General features: G+C 61.3%; 19 protein-coding genes and 1 pseudogene. 11 read left to right on the top strand and 9 right to left on the bottom strand.

Annotation, left to right across the window (positions count from 1 at the left end):
- Nucleotides 1-66 precede the first annotated feature (66 nt).
- Nucleotides 67-1,599 carry an AmpG family muropeptide MFS transporter gene (locus SC318_RS21320; protein ID WP_320428351.1) on the bottom strand — a complete coding sequence of 511 codons (1,533 nt, stop codon included), beginning with the start codon at nt 1,597-1,599 and terminating at the stop codon, nt 67-69.
- A gap of 43 nt (nt 1,600-1,642) precedes the next feature.
- Nucleotides 1,643-1,957 carry an MGMT family protein gene (locus SC318_RS21315; protein ID WP_320431276.1) on the bottom strand — a complete coding sequence of 105 codons (315 nt, stop codon included), beginning with the start codon at nt 1,955-1,957 and terminating at the stop codon, nt 1,643-1,645.
- Nucleotides 1,958-2,150: 193 nt separating this feature from the next.
- Between SC318_RS21315 and SC318_RS21310 the strand changes: the two genes are divergently transcribed.
- The 5 genes from SC318_RS21310 (at nt 2,151) to groL (ending at nt 6,771) form a co-directional block, all read left to right on the top strand.
- A complete protein-coding gene (locus SC318_RS21310) occupies nt 2,151-3,158 on the top strand; it encodes a DUF481 domain-containing protein (protein ID WP_320428350.1) in 1,008 nt (335 codons plus the stop codon).
- A gap of 101 nt (nt 3,159-3,259) precedes the next feature.
- Nucleotides 3,260-3,991 carry a HugZ family pyridoxamine 5'-phosphate oxidase gene (locus SC318_RS21305; protein WP_320428349.1) on the top strand — a complete coding sequence of 244 codons (732 nt, stop codon included), beginning with the start codon at nt 3,260-3,262 and terminating at the stop codon, nt 3,989-3,991.
- Between the two features lie 66 nt (nt 3,992-4,057).
- Nucleotides 4,058-4,534: an FxsA family protein gene (locus SC318_RS21300; RefSeq protein WP_320428348.1), complete on the top strand. Its 477-nt coding sequence runs from the start codon at nt 4,058-4,060 to the stop codon at nt 4,532-4,534.
- A 247-nt stretch (nt 4,535-4,781) separates the two neighbouring features.
- Nucleotides 4,782-5,075, top strand: a complete 294-nt coding sequence (locus SC318_RS21295; RefSeq protein ID WP_320428347.1) for a co-chaperone GroES — start codon at nt 4,782-4,784, stop codon at nt 5,073-5,075.
- Nucleotides 5,076-5,124: 49 nt separating this feature from the next.
- Nucleotides 5,125-6,771 carry a chaperonin GroEL gene (gene groL / locus SC318_RS21290; protein WP_320428346.1) on the top strand — a complete coding sequence of 549 codons (1,647 nt, stop codon included), beginning with the start codon at nt 5,125-5,127 and terminating at the stop codon, nt 6,769-6,771.
- 77 nt (nt 6,772-6,848) lie between these two features.
- On the opposite strand, the gene SC318_RS21285 is transcribed toward groL, so the two are convergent.
- Together SC318_RS21285 and SC318_RS21280 are read right to left on the bottom strand one after the other, a co-directional pair.
- Nucleotides 6,849-7,568, bottom strand: a complete 720-nt coding sequence (locus SC318_RS21285) for a phosphatase PAP2 family protein (protein WP_320428345.1) — start codon at nt 7,566-7,568, stop codon at nt 6,849-6,851.
- A gap of 52 nt (nt 7,569-7,620) precedes the next feature.
- Complete coding sequence (locus SC318_RS21280) at nt 7,621-9,570, bottom strand: LTA synthase family protein (protein ID WP_320428344.1); 1,950 nt, start codon at nt 9,568-9,570, stop codon at nt 7,621-7,623.
- 200 nt (nt 9,571-9,770) lie between these two features.
- Between SC318_RS21280 and colR the strand changes: the two genes are divergently transcribed.
- From colR to SC318_RS21255, 5 genes are all read left to right on the top strand, one after another.
- Nucleotides 9,771-10,454 carry a two-component system response regulator ColR gene (gene colR, locus SC318_RS21275; protein WP_003208587.1) on the top strand — a complete coding sequence of 228 codons (684 nt, stop codon included), beginning with the start codon at nt 9,771-9,773 and terminating at the stop codon, nt 10,452-10,454.
- Entirely contained in the window at nt 10,444-11,724 is a 1,281-nt protein-coding gene (locus tag SC318_RS21270; RefSeq protein ID WP_320428343.1) for a sensor histidine kinase, read from the top strand. Before colR ends, SC318_RS21270 begins: the two co-directional genes overlap by 11 nt.
- Before the next feature lie 188 nt (nt 11,725-11,912).
- On the top strand, nt 11,913-12,593 hold the full coding sequence (locus tag SC318_RS21265) for a class I SAM-dependent methyltransferase (protein ID WP_124359667.1): 681 nt from the start codon (nt 11,913-11,915) through the stop codon (nt 12,591-12,593).
- Nucleotides 12,594-12,597: 4 nt separating this feature from the next.
- Nucleotides 12,598-13,317, top strand: coding sequence for a lipopolysaccharide kinase InaA family protein (locus tag SC318_RS21260; RefSeq protein WP_320428342.1), 720 nt, complete (start codon nt 12,598-12,600; stop codon nt 13,315-13,317).
- Nucleotides 13,314-13,541, top strand: a complete 228-nt coding sequence (locus SC318_RS21255; RefSeq protein ID WP_320428341.1) for a hypothetical protein — start codon at nt 13,314-13,316, stop codon at nt 13,539-13,541. The genes SC318_RS21260 and SC318_RS21255 overlap by 4 nt, the downstream gene beginning before the upstream one ends.
- 61 nt (nt 13,542-13,602) lie before the next feature.
- Here SC318_RS21255 and SC318_RS21250 read toward each other — a convergent pair whose 3' ends face one another.
- From SC318_RS21250 to SC318_RS21240, 3 genes are read right to left on the bottom strand one after another with little or no spacing between them, the layout of a single operon-like run.
- Nucleotides 13,603-14,715: a DUF1513 domain-containing protein gene (locus SC318_RS21250; protein WP_320431275.1), complete on the bottom strand. Its 1,113-nt coding sequence runs from the start codon at nt 14,713-14,715 to the stop codon at nt 13,603-13,605.
- Nucleotides 14,716-14,717: 2 nt separating this feature from the next.
- Nucleotides 14,718-15,782, bottom strand: a complete 1,065-nt coding sequence (locus tag SC318_RS21245; RefSeq protein ID WP_320428340.1) for an imelysin family protein — start codon at nt 15,780-15,782, stop codon at nt 14,718-14,720.
- Nucleotides 15,783-15,813: 31 nt separating this feature from the next.
- On the bottom strand, nt 15,814-17,253 hold the full coding sequence (locus tag SC318_RS21240; protein ID WP_320428339.1) for a di-heme oxidoreductase family protein: 1,440 nt from the start codon (nt 17,251-17,253) through the stop codon (nt 15,814-15,816).
- Nucleotides 17,254-17,392: 139 nt separating this feature from the next.
- Here SC318_RS21240 and SC318_RS21235 point away from each other — a divergent pair, with 139 nt between their 5' ends.
- Entirely contained in the window at nt 17,393-17,956 is a 564-nt protein-coding gene (locus tag SC318_RS21235) for an NAD(P)H nitroreductase (protein WP_320428338.1), read from the top strand.
- Between the two features lie 233 nt (nt 17,957-18,189).
- On the opposite strand, the gene SC318_RS27140 is transcribed toward SC318_RS21235, so the two are convergent.
- Nucleotides 18,190-18,945: a methyl-accepting chemotaxis protein gene (locus SC318_RS27140; RefSeq protein ID WP_413817650.1), complete on the bottom strand. Its 756-nt coding sequence runs from the start codon at nt 18,943-18,945 to the stop codon at nt 18,190-18,192.
- Nucleotides 18,946-19,047: 102 nt separating this feature from the next.
- Nucleotides 19,048-20,187 (bottom strand): annotated as a pseudogene (locus SC318_RS27135) (HAMP domain-containing protein); the annotation flags it as partial.
- Nucleotides 20,188-20,214: the final 27 nt, after the last annotated feature.

Raw genomic sequence — 20,214 nt, 5'->3', positions numbered from 1 at the left:
TGTCAGATGCACTGACTGACACACCCCTATCGGGAGCAAGCCCCCTCCCACATTGACTGAGTCGTATCAGTCTTCCTGTGGCGGATTCAACCGAATGCGCCGGTTCTCCTGGAACCAGTGCAAGGCAATCAGGAACAGCGTCGGCACACCCAGCAGGCAGGTGATCATGAAGAAGTTGTGATAGCCGAACTTCTCCACCATCACCCCGGAATAGCCGCCGATCAGGCGCGGCAGCAACAGCATGATCGAGCTGAGCAGCGCGTACTGGGTGGCGGAGAACTTGAGGTTGGTCAGGCTCGACAGGTACGCGACAAACGCCGACGTGGCCAGGCCCGAGCTGAAGTTATCCAGGGAAATGGTGACGATCAGCATCTGCAGGTCGGGGCCCATGTCGGCGAGCATCACGAACAGCAGGTTGGTGCCGGCCGAGGCCACGCCGCCGATGAACAGGATCGGCAGAATACCGAACCGCACGATCAACAGGCCGCCCATGCCGGCGCCAAGCAGGGTCATGATCAGGCCGAAGATCTTGCTGACCCCGGCAATCTGGTCCTTGGTAAAGCCCTGGTCGATATAGAACACGTTGGCCATCACGCCCATGACCGTGTCGGACATGCGGTAGGTGGCGATCAACCCGAGCAGCAGCAACGCCTGCCAGCGGTAGCGCAGGATAAAGTCGTTGACCGGCGTCAGCACCGGCGCCAGGCCACGGCGGCCCATGGCCGAGAGGCACAGGCTGGTGAGCAGGATATAAAGGATGGCCCGCAGGAATGCGCGGTCTTCCATCAGCAGTTCCCACAGGCTTACGCCCTGGAACAGCACGCTGGCGAAATCGGTGTTGTACAGCTGGGTAAACATCGCCGGCACCGACACCAGCAGCACGATCAACACGAACACCGACACCAACTGATGCACGAAGCTGTAGCGCCCGGCCTGCAGCTGGGTGCGCAGCGGCACGTTGGGTTCGCGCATGAACAGGGTGGTGAGCAGTGCCGGCACCATCAACACGCCGAACAGCACGTAAGTGCCGGTCCACGCCGAGTGTTTATAGTTGAAACCGGTGGAACCGAAGCCTTCGGCAAAGAACAGCGCACCGGCCGTGGCGAGCAGGGCGGCGATGCGGTAACCGGACATGTAGCTGGCGGCGAGGGCGGCCTGGCGGCTGTCGTCGGCAATTTCCAGGCGGTAGGCATCGACCGCGATGTCCTGGGTGGCCGACGCGAAGGCAACGACAACGGCAATAGCAATCAGCCAGGACAGGTGTTTTTGCGGGTCACAAAAGCCCATGCCGATCAATCCGAGGATCACCAGCGACTGGGCAAGCACCAGCCAGGAACGCCGGCGCCCGAGTTTACCGAGCAACGGCAGGCGCCATTGGTCGAGCAGCGGCGACCAGACCCATTTGAAGGCGTAGGCCAGCCCGATCAGGCTTGCATAACCGATGGTCTCGCGGGCAACACCCGCCTCACGCAGCCACACGGAAAGCGTCGAGAACACCAACATATAAGGCAGGCCGGCAGCGAAACCGAGCAACAACAGCACTAACGTCGAGGGGCTGGCATAGGCGGCGAGCGCGGCGCGCCAGGTTTTACGGGGCATGGGCTGGAGTCTGCCTCAGATTTGCGGAAACAAAGCGCGCACTCTAACCGCTGTGCTCTACCGGGCGCCAGCCATGACGCTGAATATCAACGCGATTGTTCAGGATAGTGACACCTTCTCTACGTAAACGCGCACGTTGCTCGTCACCTGAGGCACTGCCCACCGGCAGACTTATCCGACCGCCGGCACCCAACACCCGATGCCAGGGCAGGCGAGTGTCCCCCGGTAGCTGGCTCAAGGTACGCCCCACCCAGCGCGCGGCACGGCCCAAGCCTGCCAGGTGCGCCAATTCGCCGTAGCTCACCACGCAACCTGGCGGCACTTGCGCCAACGTCAAGTAAAGCGCGGTGCGGCGCATGTCGGCGGGGCTCTGCGGGGTGTCGGCAGGTGTATTCACTGTGAGGCTATCCGTTGAGAACGTCGGTGTTTTTGTAAGAAACGTCTGTAAACTTGGCGGTGAGTATTGAACTCACTATAAATAGTTGAGTCAGTTCAGGCTATCTACGACGATAGCCCCTTCTTTTCGCCAACCCCGAGCCCCGTATCTGCTTATGTTGTCCAGAACCCTGCTGTGCCTCGCTGTTCTCAGTGCCTCCACGCCCTTGCTCGCCGACACCGTCTGGTTGAAGAACGGTGATCGCCTGACCGGCAAGATCAAAGTCTTCGACGGCGGCAAACTGCTGATCCAGACCAGCTACGGCGGCTCGATCCCGGTGGACTGGAAGCAGGTCAAAACCCTGGAGAGCGACCAGGAACTGCTGGTCAAGCAGGACGCCTACAGCGGTGAAAAGGCCAAGTCCCTCAAGCCTGCCGAAGATGGCAAGGTCGTACTGGCCAACGGCGAAGCGCCCAAGACCGTGGACCTGGCCAGCATCCAGCAGATCATCAAGCCCAAGCCTGTGATCGAGGACCTGGTCTGGAAGGGCAACGTCGACCTGGCGCTGGACTACAAGCGCGCCGACAAAGACACCAACGACTATGACGTCGACTTCAAGACCTCGGCCCGTCACGGCCAGTGGCGCCATACCGGCAAGGGCGAATACAACCGCGAGTTCCAGGACGACGTCACCACCACCGACAACTGGTCCCTGGAATACGACCTGGACCGCTTTATCACCGAGCACTGGTTCTGGCAGGGCCGCCTGACCTACAAGCGCGACAAGGTCGAAGACCTGGCACGCCAGCGCACCGTCGGTACCGGCCCGGGCTATCAGTTCTGGGACGACGAGCTGGGCGCGTTTTCCCTCGGCTCGCTGGTCAACCGCACCGATTACGAATACGCCGATGGCGGCAAGGACAACTTCTATTCCCTGGCCATGAAGTGGAACTACAACCGCTATCTGGTGGGCAAGACCGTGGAATTCTTCACCAACGGCGAGCTGGGCAAGCCTCTCGACGGCCCGGCTGACTATGCCCTGGATGCCGAGATGGGCCTGCGCTACAAGGTCACCGAATGGGCCTCGCTCAATCTCAAGGCGGAGCGCGACGTCATCAGCGGCGACTCCGACAGCAGCCTGAGCAAGACCCGTTACACCGCAGGCTTTGGCGTGGCCTGGTAACGCCGCACCGAGTGCTCTGGCAACCTGCGCGGATATTGATTACCTTGTGTTGAGATCCATTCCCATATGCCATGGGCGGCGAAACAACCAGGAGTCATACATTGAGCGCGCACGTTGCCAGCAACGCCCGAGAGCTGTTGCTCAAGGAGTACCGTGGGGCCTTGGCCACACTGTCCAAAGCCATGCCCGGTTTTCCCTTCGGTTCGGTCGTGCCGTACTGCCTCGACGAGCACGGTCGCCCGCTGATCCTGATCAGTCGCATCGCCCAGCACACCCATAACCTGCAAAAAGACCCCAAGTGCTCGCTGCTGGTCGGTGAACGCGAGGCCGACGACGTACAGGCCGTGGGGCGCCTGACCTACCTGGCGCAAGCCGAGAAGCTGGAGGACGCCGCTGCCATCGAAGCCGCCGCCGAGCGCTACTACCGCTACTTCCCCGAGTCGGCCAACTACCACAAGGCCCACGACTTCGATTTCTGGGTACTTCAGCCGGTGCGCCACCGGTATATCGGTGGGTTTGGCGCGATTCACTGGGTCGACCAGATCACCTTGGCCAATCCGTTCGCGGGCAAGGCCGAGCACAGCATGATCGAGCACATGAACAGCGATCACGCCAAGGCCATCGCCCATTACGTCGACCTCGCCGGTTTACCGAAGACCGAACCGGCACACCTGGTGGGTATCGACAGCGAAGGCATGCACCTGCGCATCGGCCAGTCCCTGCATTGGTTGCCGTTTGCCGAGTCCTGCAACACGCCGACACAAGTGCGCGAAGCCCTGGTTTCATTGGCTCACGCCGAGATCTGGCCGAAAAAATCAGACGTTAGCGCTTGAATTCACGAAAAGGCGACGTCATCTAAGGTGGACTAGCAAGGCATTCTTGCGTTGAGGAACCATTTGATGCGCCCTTTTTTGCTGCTTTTTCTCTTGTTCCCGGTGCTGGAGCTGTTCGTATTCGTTCAAGTCAGCGGTGCGATCGGATTTTTCCCGGCACTGCTGCTGATCATTCTCGGCTCGATGCTCGGCGTTCTGGTGCTGCGCGTCGCCGGCCTGGCCACGGCGCTGCGTGCCCGTGACAGCCTGAACCGCGGCGAACTGCCCGCCCAGACCATGCTCGAAGGCCTGATGATGGCGCTGGCCGGTGGCCTGTTGATCCTGCCCGGCTTTATCAGCGACGTGGTCGGCTTGGTCATGCTGCTGCCGGTTACCCGTAAACTGCTGGCGGGCAAGATGCGCCAGCGCGCCGAAGAAGCGGCCCTGCGCCAGCGCGCCTTTGCCGACGATCTGCAATCCCGCGGTGGCCCGGCCCCGCGCCAGCCCCTGGGGCGTGAAGGCGATGTGATCGAAGGCGAGTTCGAACACCGCGACAGCAAATAACCGCTGCACTGGCACGGCACCTGCGGGTGCCGTGTTGCATTTACCCTCGAGCAGACACAAAAAATTTCATTCGCTGCCCCTTGTAATAAGCCTGGGCGCCCTTATGTAACGGTCACCGCAAGGTTTCTGGTGGTGACACTAGACAGACTTCCGCGGCTCGCCCAGCGAACCGCGACCGGCACCGCCGGAATTTAACCCGCCGGAATTGATACCGGCCGATGAAAAACACAATTAGGAGAGATCGACAATGAAGCTTCGTCCTCTGCATGACCGCGTCGTCATCCGTCGCAGTGAAGAAGAAAAGAAAACCGCTGGCGGCATCGTCCTGCCAGGTTCGGCTGCTGAAAAAGCCAACCACGGTGTGATTCTGGCTGCAGGCCCAGGCAAGGCCCTGGAAAACGGTGAAGTACGTGCGCTGGCCGTGAAAGTGGGTGACAAGGTTGTTTTCGGCCCTTACTCCGGCAGCAACACTGTGAAAGTCGACGGCGAAGACTTGCTGGTAATGGCTGAGAACGAAATTCTCGCCGTACTGGAAGACTGATTCCCGCTCATTTTCCCGTTTACTCCAAAGTATTTAAGGAATATCGATCATGGCTGCTAAAGAAGTTAAATTCGGCGACTCCGCCCGCAAGAAAATGCTCACCGGTGTCAACGTCCTGGCTGACGCAGTAAAAGCGACCCTGGGCCCGAAAGGCCGTAACGTGATCATCGAGAAGAGCTTCGGCGCTCCGACCATCACCAAGGACGGCGTTTCCGTAGCCAAAGAAATCGAACTGGAAGACCGTTTCGAAAACATGGGCGCGCAGCTGGTCAAAGACGTTGCCTCCCGTGCCAACGATGACGCTGGCGACGGCACCACCACCGCTACCGTTCTGGCTCAGGCCATCGTCAACGAAGGCTACAAGGCCGTCGCTGCCGGCATGAACCCGATGGACCTCAAGCGCGGTATCGACAAGGCGACTATCGCCATCGTTGCCGAGCTGAAAAACCTGTCCAAGCCATGCGCTGACACCAAGGCTATCGCTCAGGTAGGTACCATCTCCGCCAACTCCGACAGCTCCATCGGCGACATCATTGCCGAAGCCATGGAAAAAGTCGGTAAAGAAGGCGTGATCACCGTTGAAGAAGGCTCGGGCCTGGAAAACGAACTGTCGGTTGTAGAAGGCATGCAGTTCGACCGTGGCTACCTGTCCCCGTACTTCGTCAACAAGCCAGACACCATGGTTGCCGAGCTGGACAGCCCGCTGATCCTGCTGGTCGACAAGAAGATCTCCAACATCCGCGAAATGCTGCCAGTACTGGAAGCCGTTGCCAAAGCCGGCCGTCCATTGCTGATCGTTTCCGAAGACGTTGAAGGCGAAGCTCTGGCGACGCTGGTTGTGAACAACATGCGTGGCATCGTCAAAGTCGCAGCCGTCAAGGCTCCAGGCTTCGGCGACCGTCGCAAGGCCATGCTGCAGGACATCGCCGTATTGACCGGCGGTACCGTTATCTCCGAAGAGATCGGCCTGAGCCTGGAAAGCGCCACCCTGGAAAACCTGGGTAGCGCCAAGCGCGTGACCATCTCCAAGGAAAACACCATCATCGTTGACGGTGCTGGCGTTGAAGGCGACATCGAATCGCGTATCGCTCAGATCCGTGCCCAGGTTGCCGAGACTTCCTCGGACTACGACCGTGAAAAACTGCAAGAGCGTCTGGCCAAGCTGTCCGGCGGCGTTGCAGTGATCAAGGTTGGCGCTGGTTCCGAAGTTGAAATGAAAGAGAAGAAGGCCCGCGTTGAAGACGCCCTGCACGCAACCCGTGCAGCCGTTGAAGAAGGCGTGGTACCTGGCGGTGGCGTTGCGCTGATCCGTGCTCTGGAAGCCCTGACCAATCTGACCGGCGACAACGCTGACCAGAACGTCGGTATCGCTGTACTGCGTCGTGCCGTTGAAGCACCGCTGCGCCAGATCGCTGCCAACTCCGGCGACGAGCCAAGCGTTGTGGTCAACGAAGTCAAGAACGGCAAAGGTAACTACGGTTACAACGCTGCGACTGGCGTGTACGGCGACATGATCGAAATGGGCATCCTGGACCCAACCAAGGTGACCCGTTCCGCGCTGCAGGCGGCAGCCTCCATCGGTGGCCTGATCCTGACTACCGAAGCTGCTATCGCTGACAAGCCGAAGGCTGAAGGCGCAGCTGGCGGCGGTATGCCAGACATGGGCGGCATGGGTGGCATGGGCGGCATGATGTAAGCCAGCCTTACCCGGCTACTGAAAAACCCCGCCTGCAGCGATGCAGGCGGGGTTTTTTATGGGCGCTGCGCAAGCCGTCAAACGGGAGAAGCGGTCCTCAATGGCCGGTACAGCAGCAGGCAATACAGGCCCAGGCAGATCAACCAGCAGAAGATTGCCGTCCACACATTGTGGGAAAAAAAGTGCGCCCCTTGCAGCATGCGGCTGACGGAAAAGACGCTGCCCAAGGCCACCGCAAAGATAAAGGCGTTGCGCGCCATGCGTGGCCGGCGATCGCGCAGTGCAAAGAACCAGGCGAACAAGGCAAACCCGGTCGCCGCATGCCCGCCCGGCCAGCAGCGCCCAGGCTTGTCGGTAGGCGGGCGAGGGCTGAGCAGTTCGCTGTAGGTCTCCTGGCCGCCGAATTCCTTGAGGCTCCACGGGCATTGCACGGCGGTGACGGTTTTCAATGGCGCCACATAGGCCGTCGCCAATCCCAGGGAAAGCACCAGGCACACCAGCTCGCGGCGATAAGGCTTGAGTCGCTGCAGGATGAAACTGCCGACCAGCCCGAGGATCGCCAGTACCGAGAACAGGATCACCAGTTGCTTGGCCCGGTCATGCAGGATGTCTTCGAGAAAAAAGCTGTAGCGGCCGATGAAACCGCCCTGCTCGGCGTCGTAGAAACGCTTGGCCAGGTCCATGTCCAGCGAGGTCAGCTGCAGCAGCAGCAAGGCCAGTGCAGCGCCGGCAGGCAGGCCCAGACACAGCCAGAAATTCAGCGGTTTTGAAACGGGAAGAGAGGCGGGGGGATTCATGACGAACCTTGGCAAAAAAAGTCCCGTACTCACCTGTACGGGACTTTTTTGATTAGCGTGTGCTCAGGGCTGGGGCCTCTTCCTTGGGGGCTCTCCAGCTCAGCAGTTGTTGTTTGTAGCCATAGCTGGCGGCCTGGTAGTAAGTGATGGCCCGTTGGATCAACGGGTCATCGCTGCCCACGCGCAGTTCCTGGCTGTCACCCAGCGCCTGGTCATGGCGACGCAGGCCTTTGCGCGGGCTGAGGATCGCCAGGTTGGTCCCGTCAAACAGGCCCAGGTGCTGGTAGTTGCCGACCACCACCCGCGGTGGCAGCGGATTGTCCTGCAGCAGGTTGCGGCCAAAGAACGTTGATTCGTAGCTCAGGTTGATCAGGCCCAGCAGCGTGGGCGCCAGGTCGATCTGGCTGGCCAGTTGCGCGTTTTCTCGGGCGTCGATCAGCTTGGGTGCATAGATGAACAGCGGTATCTGGTAGTTGGTGATGGGCAGGTCTTCCTTGCCTGCGCTGCCGGCGGTGTGGTCGGCGACGAATACGAAGATCGTGTTATCGAACCAGGGCTTCTGGCGCGCGGCGTCGAGGAACTGGCCGATGGCGTAGTCGGTGTATTTCACCGCGCCGTCGCGGCCCTTGCCGGATTTGATATCAATACGCCCGTCCGGGTAGGTGTAGGGACGGTGGTTGGAGGTGGTCATCAATTGCAGCAGGAACGGCTGCTGCTTGGCGTAGTCGGCGTCGGCCAGTTTCAGGGTTTGTTTGTAGAGGTCCTCGTCGGCCATGCCCCAGGCATTTTTGAACGAGATTTCCGCTTCGGGCACGCTGCTCTGGTCGACGACGCGGTAGCCATTGCCGCTGAAAAACGCGTTCATGTTGTCGAAATAGCCGCGCCCGCCGTAGACGAACACGCTGTCGTAGCCAATCGCGGAGAGCTGCTGGCCCAGGCTGGCGAAACCGCTTTCGCGGCCGATGCGCTTGACGATCGAGCGCCCGGGCGTCGGGGGAATCGCCAGGGTGATGGCTTCCAGGCCTCGGTCGGTACGCGTACCGGTGGCGTAGAAGTTATTGAAGAACAGGCTCTGTTTGCGCAGCGCATCGAGGTTGGGCGTGAGGTTGCGCTCATCGCCGTTGCTGCCCATGTATTTGGCGCTGAAGCTCTCGATGGTGACCAGCACGATATTGGGTTTGCGCAGCGTGCCGGGGTTGGTGATGGCGCGGCGGATATCCAGTGGGTCCTGGTCGACGAAGCGCGCATTAGGCTCACTGAGTTCGGCGCGCAGTTGCTTCGCGACCACCTCGGTTGGCAGACTTTTATAGAACTGTGTGTAGTCCAGTTCGTTGTTACGGAACGCGGCAAAGAACTGATAAGGGCCATTGCTGGCCAGCTCGTTGTTGTACGCGTTGCCGCCTTGGGTGCGCGGGCTGTCCTGGCTGATCAACTGCAGACTGAGGCCGGCGACCACCAGCAACGCCAGGGCACTCACCAAGCGGCCACGCAGCACCGGCAAAGGCGCGGCGATTGCCGCGTTGAAAGGCTTGCGCAGTACCACGCTGAGGATCAGCGCGAGCATCGCCAGCAGGCTGAGGAGCTTGCCGATGGGGTAGGACTCCAACAGGTTGTTCAACACCTCGTCGGAATACACCAGGTAATCCACGGCGATAAAGTTGAAGCGCACGCCGAATTCATCCCAGAACAGCCATTCGGCCACCGAGGTGAACAGCATCGCGAACAGGCTTACCGTAAGCAGCCCTTGCAGGAACCAGCGGTGACCGCGGCGGCGCCACAGGGCAGGCGGGCACAGCAACAGGTACAGCCCCAGCGGCAGCGCCGCATAGGCCAGGAAACCGAGGTCGTAGAGCAACCCCACGCCGAACACCGGCAGCAGGTTGCCGCTCACCTCATCCAGGTGAGTGATGAGCAGCACGCTGCGGGTGAGCAGGAACACAACCAGCCAGGTGCCGGTTATCAACAGCAAATAGCGCATAGGCGCGGTTTTTGGAAAACCCATGTCCAATGTCCTTTTATCAATGGGGGCGATCTTCACGCTGACACTGTAGTCAGTTTGTGAAGCTATAGTGAAAAACTCGTTCAGCTGAATAATCAGTTGAAAACCTTTATCGACGGGCCCTGCGGGTCTATCCCTGAGCGACACTTGGCCTTAAGCTGCGCGAGCCAACACGGCCGTTACCGCGTACGGAGACACTGCCCATGCGAATTTTACTGGTTGAAGACAACCGCGATATTCTGGCCAACCTGGCCGACTACCTGGGGCTAAAAGGCTACACAGTGGACTGTGCGCAGGACGGTTTGTCGGGCCTGCACCTGGCCGCTACCGAGCACTACGACTTGATCGTGCTCGACATCATGCTGCCGGGCATCGATGGCTACACCCTGTGCAAACGCCTGCGCGAAGACGCGCGCCGCGACACGCCGGTGATCATGCTCACCGCCCGCGACCAGCTGGACGACCGGCTGCAGGGCTTCAAGTCCGGGGCCGATGATTACCTGCTCAAGCCGTTTGCCTTGTCCGAACTGGCCGCGCGTATCGAAGCGGTGCTGCGCCGTGCCCAGGGTGGCGGGCGTCGTGCCTTGCAGGTGGGCGACCTGAACTACGACCTCGATACCCTGGAGGTCACGCGCGAAGGGCGCCTGCTCAAACTCAACCCGGTCGGCCTGAAGCTGCTGGCGGTGTTGATGCAGAAAAGCCCGCACGTATTGCGCCGCGAAATCCTCGAAGAAGCCTTGTGGGGCGACGATTGCCCGGACAGCGACAGCCTGCGCAGCCACGTTCACCAATTGCGCCAAGTGATCGACAAGCCCTTCGCCAAGCCGCTGCTGCAAACGGTGCACGGTGTGGGTTATCGCCTGGCCGAGGGCCGTGATGGAGTTTAAGCAAAGCCTTGCCCAACGGATCATCATCGCCTTTGCGTTGATGAGCGCGTTGGTGGCGGGGGCCTTCGCCATGGGCATCGTCGCGACGGTGCACCTGGTGGAAGAGAAGCTGATTTCGGCGGGCCTGGGCGGCGATCTGCAACGCCTGCTGTTGATGGACAGCATGGAGGACTGGCGACACCGCCCCGAGCCTGACCAGCTGTTCTATTTCAGCGGTGGCCCCGGCGATTTCGAGCTGCCCAAGGACTTGCGCCATCTGGACCCAGGCTTTCATGAAGTGTTTCGCGAGTCGCTGTCGTACCACGCCATGGTCGAAGTGATCGATGGCCGGCGCTATGTGCTGCTGCAGGACCAGAGCGATTTCGAAGAGCGCGAGCGCGTGCTGTTTGCCGTAGTGCTGGTGGGCTTCGTGCTCAGCCTGGCGTTGGCGGTGTTTCTCGGCTGGGTGCTGGCGCGCAAGGTGATGGCGCCGGTGGTACGGCTGGCGCGTCAGGTGCGCCATCGCGATCAACTGCTGGGACTTGCACCGCCATTGGCACCCGATTATGCGGCCGACGAAGTGGGCGAGTTGGCGGTGGCGTTCGATGCCACGCTGGGTCGCCTGCGCCAGGCGCTGTCTCGCGAACAGCTGTTTACCAGCGACGTAAGCCATGAACTGCGCACACCGCTGATGGTGCTGGCCAGTTCCTGCGAGCTGTTGCTGGAGAACCCGGCTATCGATCAACGGGGTCGCAACCAGGTCCTGCGTATCGCCCGGGCCTGTGAAGAAATGCGCGAACTGGTACAGACTTTCCTGATGCTGGCCCGCGCCAAGCATGACGACGCCGCCATGTCGGCCCAGGTCAACCTGACACAGGTCGCCGAGGACCTGCTCGGGATCTGGCGCGGGCCCATCGAGCAGAAGGGCCTGGCGTTGATCTATTGCCCTGGCAACCCGCTGGACACGCGCTATAACACCACCTTCCTGCACGCCGTAATGGGCAACCTGTTGCGCAATGCACTGCATTACACCGAGCAGGGCTTCATCCGCCTCACCCTGGAGCCGAGCGGCTTTGTGGTGGAGGACTCCGGTGTGGGCATTCCTGAAGACAAGCGTGAGGCGATGTTCGAGCCGTTCGTGCGCGGCAGCGAGAAGCGCGGCGACGGCTTGGGGCTCGGTTTGTCGCTGGTGCAGCGTATCTGTGAAAGCCAGGGCTGGAGCGTGACGTTGAGCACCATGGAGCCCAATGGCTGCCGTTTTCATGTCGAACTGGGCCGGGTCAAAACCTGACCGTTCAGTCTGTCAGTTTGCTGCTGCACGTTGCGTTCTTTTCAGCGAAGATGGCCCGGTGCTACTGAATGTTTCTGTAAAGTCTTGAAATGTATGAGATTAGACAGGACAAGTTTTTCACAATCAGTTGACTTGTTCATCACAGTTCGCTGCATAGGGTTGTAGGCATCAGTTACCGGAGACGTAAGATGCCTTCCCCGATCAAGTTGGAATTTTCAGAAAAGTACGACGATCAACACGCGCAGCAATATTTGCTCAAGCATCAGGACAATCTGGCTCGCCGGTTGTCCCACAAGCGCGACGAGCAACTGGCGCGCGGTGCGCTGGCCATGGCCGGTGAGCCGGGCCTGGTGCTCGACCTGCCGTGTGGCGCCGGTCGGTTCTGGCCGTTGTTGGCCGAGAAACCCAACCGCGTGATTATCGGGGCCGACAATTCGGCATCGATGTTGAAAGTCGCTACGGTGGCGCAACCGGCGGAAGTGGTGAAACGGGTACGCCCTTTGCAGACCTCCGCCTTTGATATCGATCTGCCAGATAATTCGGTCGACAGTATTTTCTGCATGCGCTTGATGCACCACATCGGTGACCCTGCGCACAGAATGACAATACTGCGTGAGTTTCAACGTGTTACCCGCGACAGCGTGATTATCTCGCTCTGGGTGGATGGCAATTTCAAGGCCTGGAAGCGTAAGCGCGCCGAAGTGCGTCGTCGTAAGAAAGGTGAGCAAGAAGGTTACCAAAACCGGTTTGTGTTACCGGCTGCTACTGTCGAGGCAGAGTTTGAGCAGGCCGGTTTCCGAGTTCAGGAGTCTCTGGACTTCATGCCGCTCTACGCCATGTGGCGAGTTTATGTATTGCGTAAGAGGTAACAGGATGGCAGTTGAGTGCGTAGTAGGCAGTCATGTAGCTCCCGAAGAACGATTTGATTTTTTCTGGCGCCAGCAGGGTGAATGGGTTGAAGAGCCCAATCGTCGGCGTGGCGGTGAGAGTGGCGTGCAGCGGGTGGTCAGTCCCAATGGGCGCTTGCTCTATTGCAAGCGTCAGACCGGACACATCTACCGCAGCTGGTTGCATCCGTTCGGACGTCCGACCGTGTTGCGTGAGCGCGATGCCCTCAAGGGCCTGCGCTTGCTGGATGTACGCGTGCCGGAGTTGGTGTTCTGCGAGGCGCGGCGCGACCCGGAGCATCAGTGGAAGGCCTTGCTGGTCACCGCTTCGCTGGACGGTTTCGACGAGATTGAAAACTGGTACGCCGCCGGCGGCCGTGAGCAATACGGTGAAGAGGTGCATGAGCGCGTGCTCAAGGAACTGGCCGGCACCCTGGCGCGCATGCACAAGGGGCGCTGGCAGCATGGTTGCCTGTACATCAAGCATATCTTCGTACGGGTTACCGGCGAGGCTGATGCGGTGAACGTGGAGGTGGCACTGCTGGACTTTGAAAAATGCCGTCAGCGTCTGACCGCTTATCGGGCCGCCTCCCATGACATGCTGCAATTGCGCCGCCATTCGTCGTGGAACGATACCGACTGGAAAAAACTCAGCTACTTTTACGAGACGGCGTTTGGCAGCGCTATCAAGGGTTTAAGCAGATGAAGCTAGAAATAGCACGAGGTTTGTTCCTGGTTGGGGCACTGGGCGTTGCAGCCCTGGCCCTGGCCGCCTGGGAACAGCCTCGCACACAGGTACTCAGTGCGGTGCAGGGCGGTGGGCAATGCCTGCTGCCCCGTGTCGCCAAGGTCAGTGTGGCGGCCAAACCCGATCATGAGCTGCTTTTGTTCATGTTCGGGATGTCTCAGGCGATGAGGCCGCAAAGTTGAAACGATTGAAACCCCCGGAAAGGGCCTTGCGATGCGAGGCCCTTTTTTTTGCAATCGGGAATCAGACCAGATGCAGGTGGTTATCCCAAAAACCCGCCGGCAATTCCAGCGGCTGCGCGAGCAATTTTTCCTGGCGGCAATCGTAGAACCGGCAGCGTCCCTGGCCTGACGTCACGACAAACCCATCGGCCACCGCGCCCACACCGGCACAGTCTGGCAAGGGCCCATCCAGGCGCAGTTCGCCGCTGTCCATGTCCCAGATAAAGAACCGGTTGCCGCGCGGCGCTGTCAGCGCCACCAGCCGCAGCTCACTGTGCACCGCAACGCTGGCGGTGTAGTGACCCATCGCCTGCAACTGCTCATCGGCCACCGGGAAGGCCACGAACGGCTGGCCCGGCCGCTTGATCGCGAGCAACTCGGAACGCTCCTGGGACGGCCCCATGAACTGCTGCCCGGTGAGGATGGTGCCATCGCTGGCGATCCCCATGTGGCGCACGCTGTTCATCTGCTGGCCCAGGGTTTCCTTGCTGATCAGGCTGCCGTCGCGGTGCATCAGCACCAGGCTCGGTTCCATGGCATTGAGGTTCATCTCCACGCGGCTTTCGGCCTCGGTGCGAATGCCGCCGTTGGCCACCACCAGGGTTTCGCCATCGGGCATCCATGACACCTGATGCGGGCCGATGCCATGGGTCGACAGTTCCCCGCTGTGCACCAGCCGCTCGCCTTCGAACCGGTACACCCCGAGCAAACCACGGCCGGGGTCGGACGTGTCGTTCTCGGTGGCGTACAGCCATTCACCGTCTTTGTGGATCACGGCGTGTCCATAGAAGTGGCGGTTGGCGTTGGAGGTAATGGTTTGCAGCAGCGCGCCATCACGCAGGTCGACCAGGTAACTCTCGGTGCCCGGACGACGGGCGACGAACAGCGCAATCGGCAGCGTCGGGTGGTTGATGATGTCGTGGCAGCGCTGGCCGACCTGGGTGGCGAACACCTGCTTGCCGTCCAGGCGATAACCTACGGCGTAGTGCTTGCCGTCGGCATCATCGCGCGCCGACAGCAGCAACGGGCCATGCTTGGTTTGTGAAGCGCCATTACCTTTGGACAGCGTCCAGCCACCCAGCGTGAGTGCGCTGAGCAGCACGCTGCCAATCGCCAAAGCCTGTCGCCTGAGCATCATCAGTCACCGTCGTTGGCATTGAAGCCCAGTTGGATCCCCAGCGCCTTGGCCAGCTCGCCTTCATGCAGGCGATGGACCACGTTGAGGCTGTCGTAGAGATCGTTGAGTTGCTGGCGCCCGGCGTCATCGTTCAACAGTTCGTTGAGGGAACGCTGGTTGCTGGCGAACAGTTTCAGCGACGCGGCGTACGCGGCGTCGATCTTCTCGGCCAGGGCTTTCTGATCGGCCGGCAGCAGGCCGCGCAAGCCTTTGTTGTCCACGCCCACCCAAACGGTCTGGGCCGCCGCGAGGCTGGCTTCCAGGCTTTGCAGGGACGACTGGCTGCGCCAGGCATCGGCCTGGAACGGTTGCGGGATGCCCTTGGTCTGGCGGCCCATCGGCGTGCCGAGTTTTTTCTTCAGGGTGTCCAGAGCGGTCACTTGCACGCGCAGCAGGTCAGCGATGGCTTCGTGGGAATCGGCATAGCGCTGGTTCGGGAACTTGGTCATCTGCGCCAGCATGCCATCGGTGCTGTTCCAGCTGGCCAGGATCTCTTCGGCCAGGGCTTTCTGGCGCTCGCCGATGGCGATCAGCAGCGGGCAGTACCGGGCTTTCTGGGCTGCGTCGGCAACGTCAGGCTTGGCGTCGTAGAGGATATATTCGTAGGCCGACAGGCCTTGCACCACCACGCTGGATTTGGCGAGGGCGGCGCCGTCGATCTGTGGCTGGCTGGCAACCAGTTGCTCGACCTGGCGGCCTACCAGGTTCTTCTTGTCCGGCCAGAACTGCACCTGCCAGGCACGGTTGCCCTCGGCCAGCGGGCCGATCAGCAGCGGTTGCAGCTCGGCCCAGGCTTTTTGCGCGTGGAGGAAGTCGGCGCGGGCGGTGTCCAGGCTTTCCTTGCCCTGGCAGTAGGCCAGGGCGCTCACGGCCAGTTGGCGGTCGGCTTCAACCCAACGGCTGTAGGTCGGCAGGATGACTTGCTTGGCGATGGCCGCCGAGGTCACCGCTTGCGGGTCCTGGGGCGAGCAGGCGCCGAGGGCGAGGGCGGCCAGGCTGGTGAACAACAACTTGGGACGGAACATGTCGAGCTCCCTTCTGTAATTGGGGCAAAGCTTATAGAGAATTCAGGAACGCCAGCAACGCGGCGCGCTGCTCGGCATTGAATGACAACACATGCTGCTGCGCCGCTTGTGCTTGCCCGCCATGCCAGAGCACGGCTTCGAGCAGGTTGCGGGCGCGGCCGTCATGCAGGAACTGGGTGTGACCACTGACGGCTTGCGTCAGGCCGATGCCCCACAACGGCGGGGTACGCCAGTCGCGGCCACCGGCCTTGAATTCGGTACGGTTGTCGGCCAGCCCTTCGCCCATGTCATGCAGCAGCAAATCGCTGTAGGGGCGGATCACCTGGTTGGCCAGTTCAGGTTCGGCGGCGTTGGTGGCCGTGGTGAATGTCGGCTTGTGACAGCCCTGGCAGCCGGCCTGGTAGAACAGGTTCTTGCCGGCCAGCACCTGCGGCGCGTTGACGTCACGGCGCAGCGGCACGGCGAGGTTGCGCGTATAGAACAGCACCAGGCGCAGGATGTTGTCGCTGACTTCCGGCTCGCCATTGGGGCCGTTGCCGTTGGGGGCCTGTTTGCAGGCGACCTGGGCGTCGGTGCAGTCATCGAAGGGTCTCAAGGAGGTGGTGAGGCCCATATCACCAGAGAACGCGTGAACATTTTGTTGATTGAGGTTGGGTTGCCCGGCTTTCCAGCCGAACCGCCCGAGCACGGTTTTTTGCTCGGCGTCGTCCCACACCTGATTCGCCTTGCCGATGATGGCTTCGCTGTCCGCCGTCTTCGGGTCGGTGTTGCGCAGGATGTCGGCATCGCTGATGGCTTCGAGCAGCCCCAGGCCGATCATCGGCGGAGCGATGCGCGCAGAAAAACGTGTGTCAGGGTGCATCGGGCCATAGCCGAGCTGGGTGATCTGCAGGTCGGGCTTGCGCAACTCCACCACCGTACCGTCCTTGAACCGGACGTTGACCGGTGTGTAATCGACCCGCACCTTGCCTTCCGGGGCCACGCCAGGCACGGCCATGTCCTGCAATTGCCCGCCGTACACCGGCTCTGGCACTACGCCAAGTTGCTCGATGAGTTTGGCGTAAGGCTCCTTTTCGGTAACAGGCGGGGCGATCGACAGGCGGACCAGCATCGACACGGCATTGGGCGCGTCGGCCAGCGGTGGATGGCCGCGGCCGTCCTTGATATGGCAGTTCTGGCAGGCGTTGGTATTGAAAAGCGGGCCCAGGCCGTCCCGTGCGGTGGTGGTGGAGGGCGCGATCACCCAGGGGCTGCGAAAGAAACTGTTGCCGACGCTGAAGTCCAGGCGGCGGGTGGGCGCCAGGTTGGCCGAGGGCAGGGAAAACGCATTCTGGTCACGCTTGTTCACCGTTGTGGCACCGCCGGCGCGCGCTTCACCCGGCTCGGCCTGGGTAAACCGAGGGGCGTCGTCGCAGGCGGTCAGGCCCAGGGCCATCAATGCTGCGCACAGGTGAAGTAGCGAACGGAACATCGAGTTTCCTGAACGGGGGCGAAAAAGGTGGTCGCAAAGTCTAACAGGGCGGGGCGGTTTGAATAAGAGCAATTATCGTTTGGTGGCCTGCCGATTCATTCCGCTAGAATGACCGCACATTTTTTTCAGGAGGTGGCCAATGCAGGCTCTCGACGCTTTGCTCAACCGTGTTTCCGTGCCGCGTTTGCTCGAACCGGCACCGACCCAGGAGCAGCGCGACGTGCTGTTCGCCGCCGCCATGCGTGCGCCCGACCACGGCCAGTTGCGCCCGTGGCGTTTCCTCACCGTGGAAGGTGCCGCCCGTGAGCAGATGGGCACACTGTTGGCCGAAGCCGCCCGCCTGCACGATGCCGATGCCCCGCAAGCCGTGATCGACAAGGCCCAGAACGGCCCGCTGCGTGCGCCACTGGTGGTGGTGGTGATTGCTCGCCTGCAGGAGCACTTCAAGGTGCCCAAATCCGAACAATTGCTGGCAGCCGCCTGCGCGGCCCATGGCATTCTGCTGGCGGCTTATGCCCAAGGGATTGGCGCGGTGTGGCGCACGGGTGAATTGTCCTACTCGGCCCACGTCGCCAAAGGCCTGGGATTGGCAGCTGGCGAGGAAGTGATTGGCTTTCTCTACCTGGGCACCCCACAGAACCCGCCGCGCACTGCGCCGAAGGAAGACCTGACAGCGTTCGTCCAGGCCTGGACCGGTCTGTAAGGTTAAAGCGAGCCAATGTGGGAGGGGGCTTGCCCCCGATAGCGGTGGGTGAGCTGGCTTATTTGTGGCTGACACACCGCCATCGGGGGCAAGCCCCCTCCCACATTGGGCCTGTGCTGTTTCCAGATATTCCGCTGATCCATCAACTTCACTTGCTGGCTGACCGGGAGTCTAAGCGGTACTCCAACTGTGGGAGGGGACAAGCCCCCTCCCACATTGAGGTGTGGTGTTATTCAGACCTTGAATTGATCCATCAACTTCATCTGCTGGCTGGCCAAGGCATTGAGCTGGCTGCTGATGGCCGCCGACTCGGTGGCCTGGCCGGTGAGGGTTTCGGTCACGGTGCGGATCGCCGAGACGTTGCGATTGACCTCTTCAGCCACTGCGCTTTGCTGTTCGGCGGCGCTGGCGATCTGCAGGTTCATGTCGCTGATCACCGTCACCGCGTCGCTGATCTTGCCCAGCGCCTGCACGGCCTGATGGATCTGCCCGGCATTGCTCTGGGCCTGGCTTTGGCTTGAGTGCATGCTCGCCACCACGCCGCGGGTGCCGCTCTGGATGCGTTCGATCACCAGGCGAATTTCCTCGACCGAATCCTGGGTGCGTTTGGCCAGGTTGCGCACCTCATCGGCCACCACGGCAAAGCCGCGCCCGCTTTCTCCGGCACGTGCCGCTTCGATTGCCGCGTTCAACGCCAGCAGGTTGGTCTGTTCGGCAATGCTGCGGATCACTTCCAGGACCGAACCGATCTGTTCGCTGTTGACGGCCAGCGCCTCGACTTCGCCCACCGCCTTGCTGACTTCCTCGGCCAGGGTGGTGATGTCGCGGGTGCTTTGTTCGATGATCGACATGCCTTCGCGTGCCGACTGGTCCGCGCCGCGTGCCGCGCTGGCGGCGTTGGAGGCGCTGTTGGCGACGTCATGGGCGGTGGCGCTCATTTCATTGGACGCGGTGGCCACCTGGTCGATTTCGCGGAACTGCACCTGCATGCCTTCGCTGGTCTGGCGCGCAATGGCCGAGGACTGGTCGGCCGTGCCGCGCGCTTCGGTGATGCTCTGCTTGATCTGCGCAATGGTCGGTTGCAGCTTGTCGAGGAAGCGATTGAACCAGTTCACCAGCTCGCCCAGTTCGTCTTTTTTGGCATAGGCCAGGCGTTGGGTGAGGTCGCCGTCGCCGCTGGCGATGTCCTTGAGCATGGCCGCCACGCTGTTGATCGGGCGGGTCACGCCGGTGGCGGTCAGCCAGATCAGCAGCAGGCCGACAAGGCCGGCGGCCGCCGCGACCAGCAAGGCTTTGAGGGTGCCTGTGGCCTGCGCGTCGTCAAGCACCGCTTGCAGCTTGACGTTATCGGCGAGCATCACGGCCTTGGGCAGCTTGATCACGACGCCCCAGGATTTGGCGTCGGCAATCGGCTTGACGGGGTACACGGCGCGAATGGTCTCGTCCTGTTCGCGGATCATCGGGCGATCACTGGCGAGCAGTTGCACGATCTCTTTGCCTTCGGCGCCAAGGGTGTCGATCAGGTTCTTGCCCACACGCGCCGGTTCACCGCTGTAGGCGGCGATCAGGCCGGTGCTGGACAGCACTTCCAAATGCCCAGCGCCGTTGAACAGGTCTTTCTGAGCCGCATCGGTGACGGCTTGCAGGGCGTTGAGGGCGATGTCCACACCGACCACGCCGATCACCTTGCCGTCCACGATCAAAGGCTGGGAGATGGTGGTCATCAGCACGGGCTTGCCGGCCACCGTGTCTTCGTACGGGTCCAGCAGGCAGGTGGCACGTGTGTCTCGTGGGCAGGTGTACCAAATGTTGTAGGGCGTGCCGCTGAGGTTGAGGGAGGTTTTCGTCAGGTCATCTTCAACCATGATCGTGTTCAGGCTTTCGCCGCCGGCCCGGCTCCAGTAGCTGGAGAAGCGGCCTTTCTCGTTGGAGACGCGTGCCTTGTCGTCAACGAATTCGCTGTCCTTGCCATCCAGTGCGTTGGGTTCGAACGACAGCCAGATGCCCAACACCTTGGTGTTGCGGTCAAAGGCGGTTTTTACGCTTTGGTTGAGTTCTTCGCGCAGGGCTCCGGCTTCCAGGGAACGCTTGGCTGCGAGGTTGCGCAGGTCTTTGACCTGGTCGGCGAGGGCGGTGACCACCAGCAGGTTTTCATTGAAGGTCTTCTGCAACTGCACGGCCTGTTCCGCCGCCTTGGCTTGCAGCAGCTGCTCTACGCTGGCCGTCAGCATTCGTGAGCTTGAGTCACTGACCAGTTG

This window comes from Pseudomonas sp. MUP55 (assembly GCF_034043515.1).
Classification (GTDB): Bacteria; Pseudomonadota; Gammaproteobacteria; order Pseudomonadales; family Pseudomonadaceae; genus Aquipseudomonas.
Note: the sequence above shows the minus strand (reverse complement) of the source record. Positions and strands in the feature narration are given on the sequence as shown.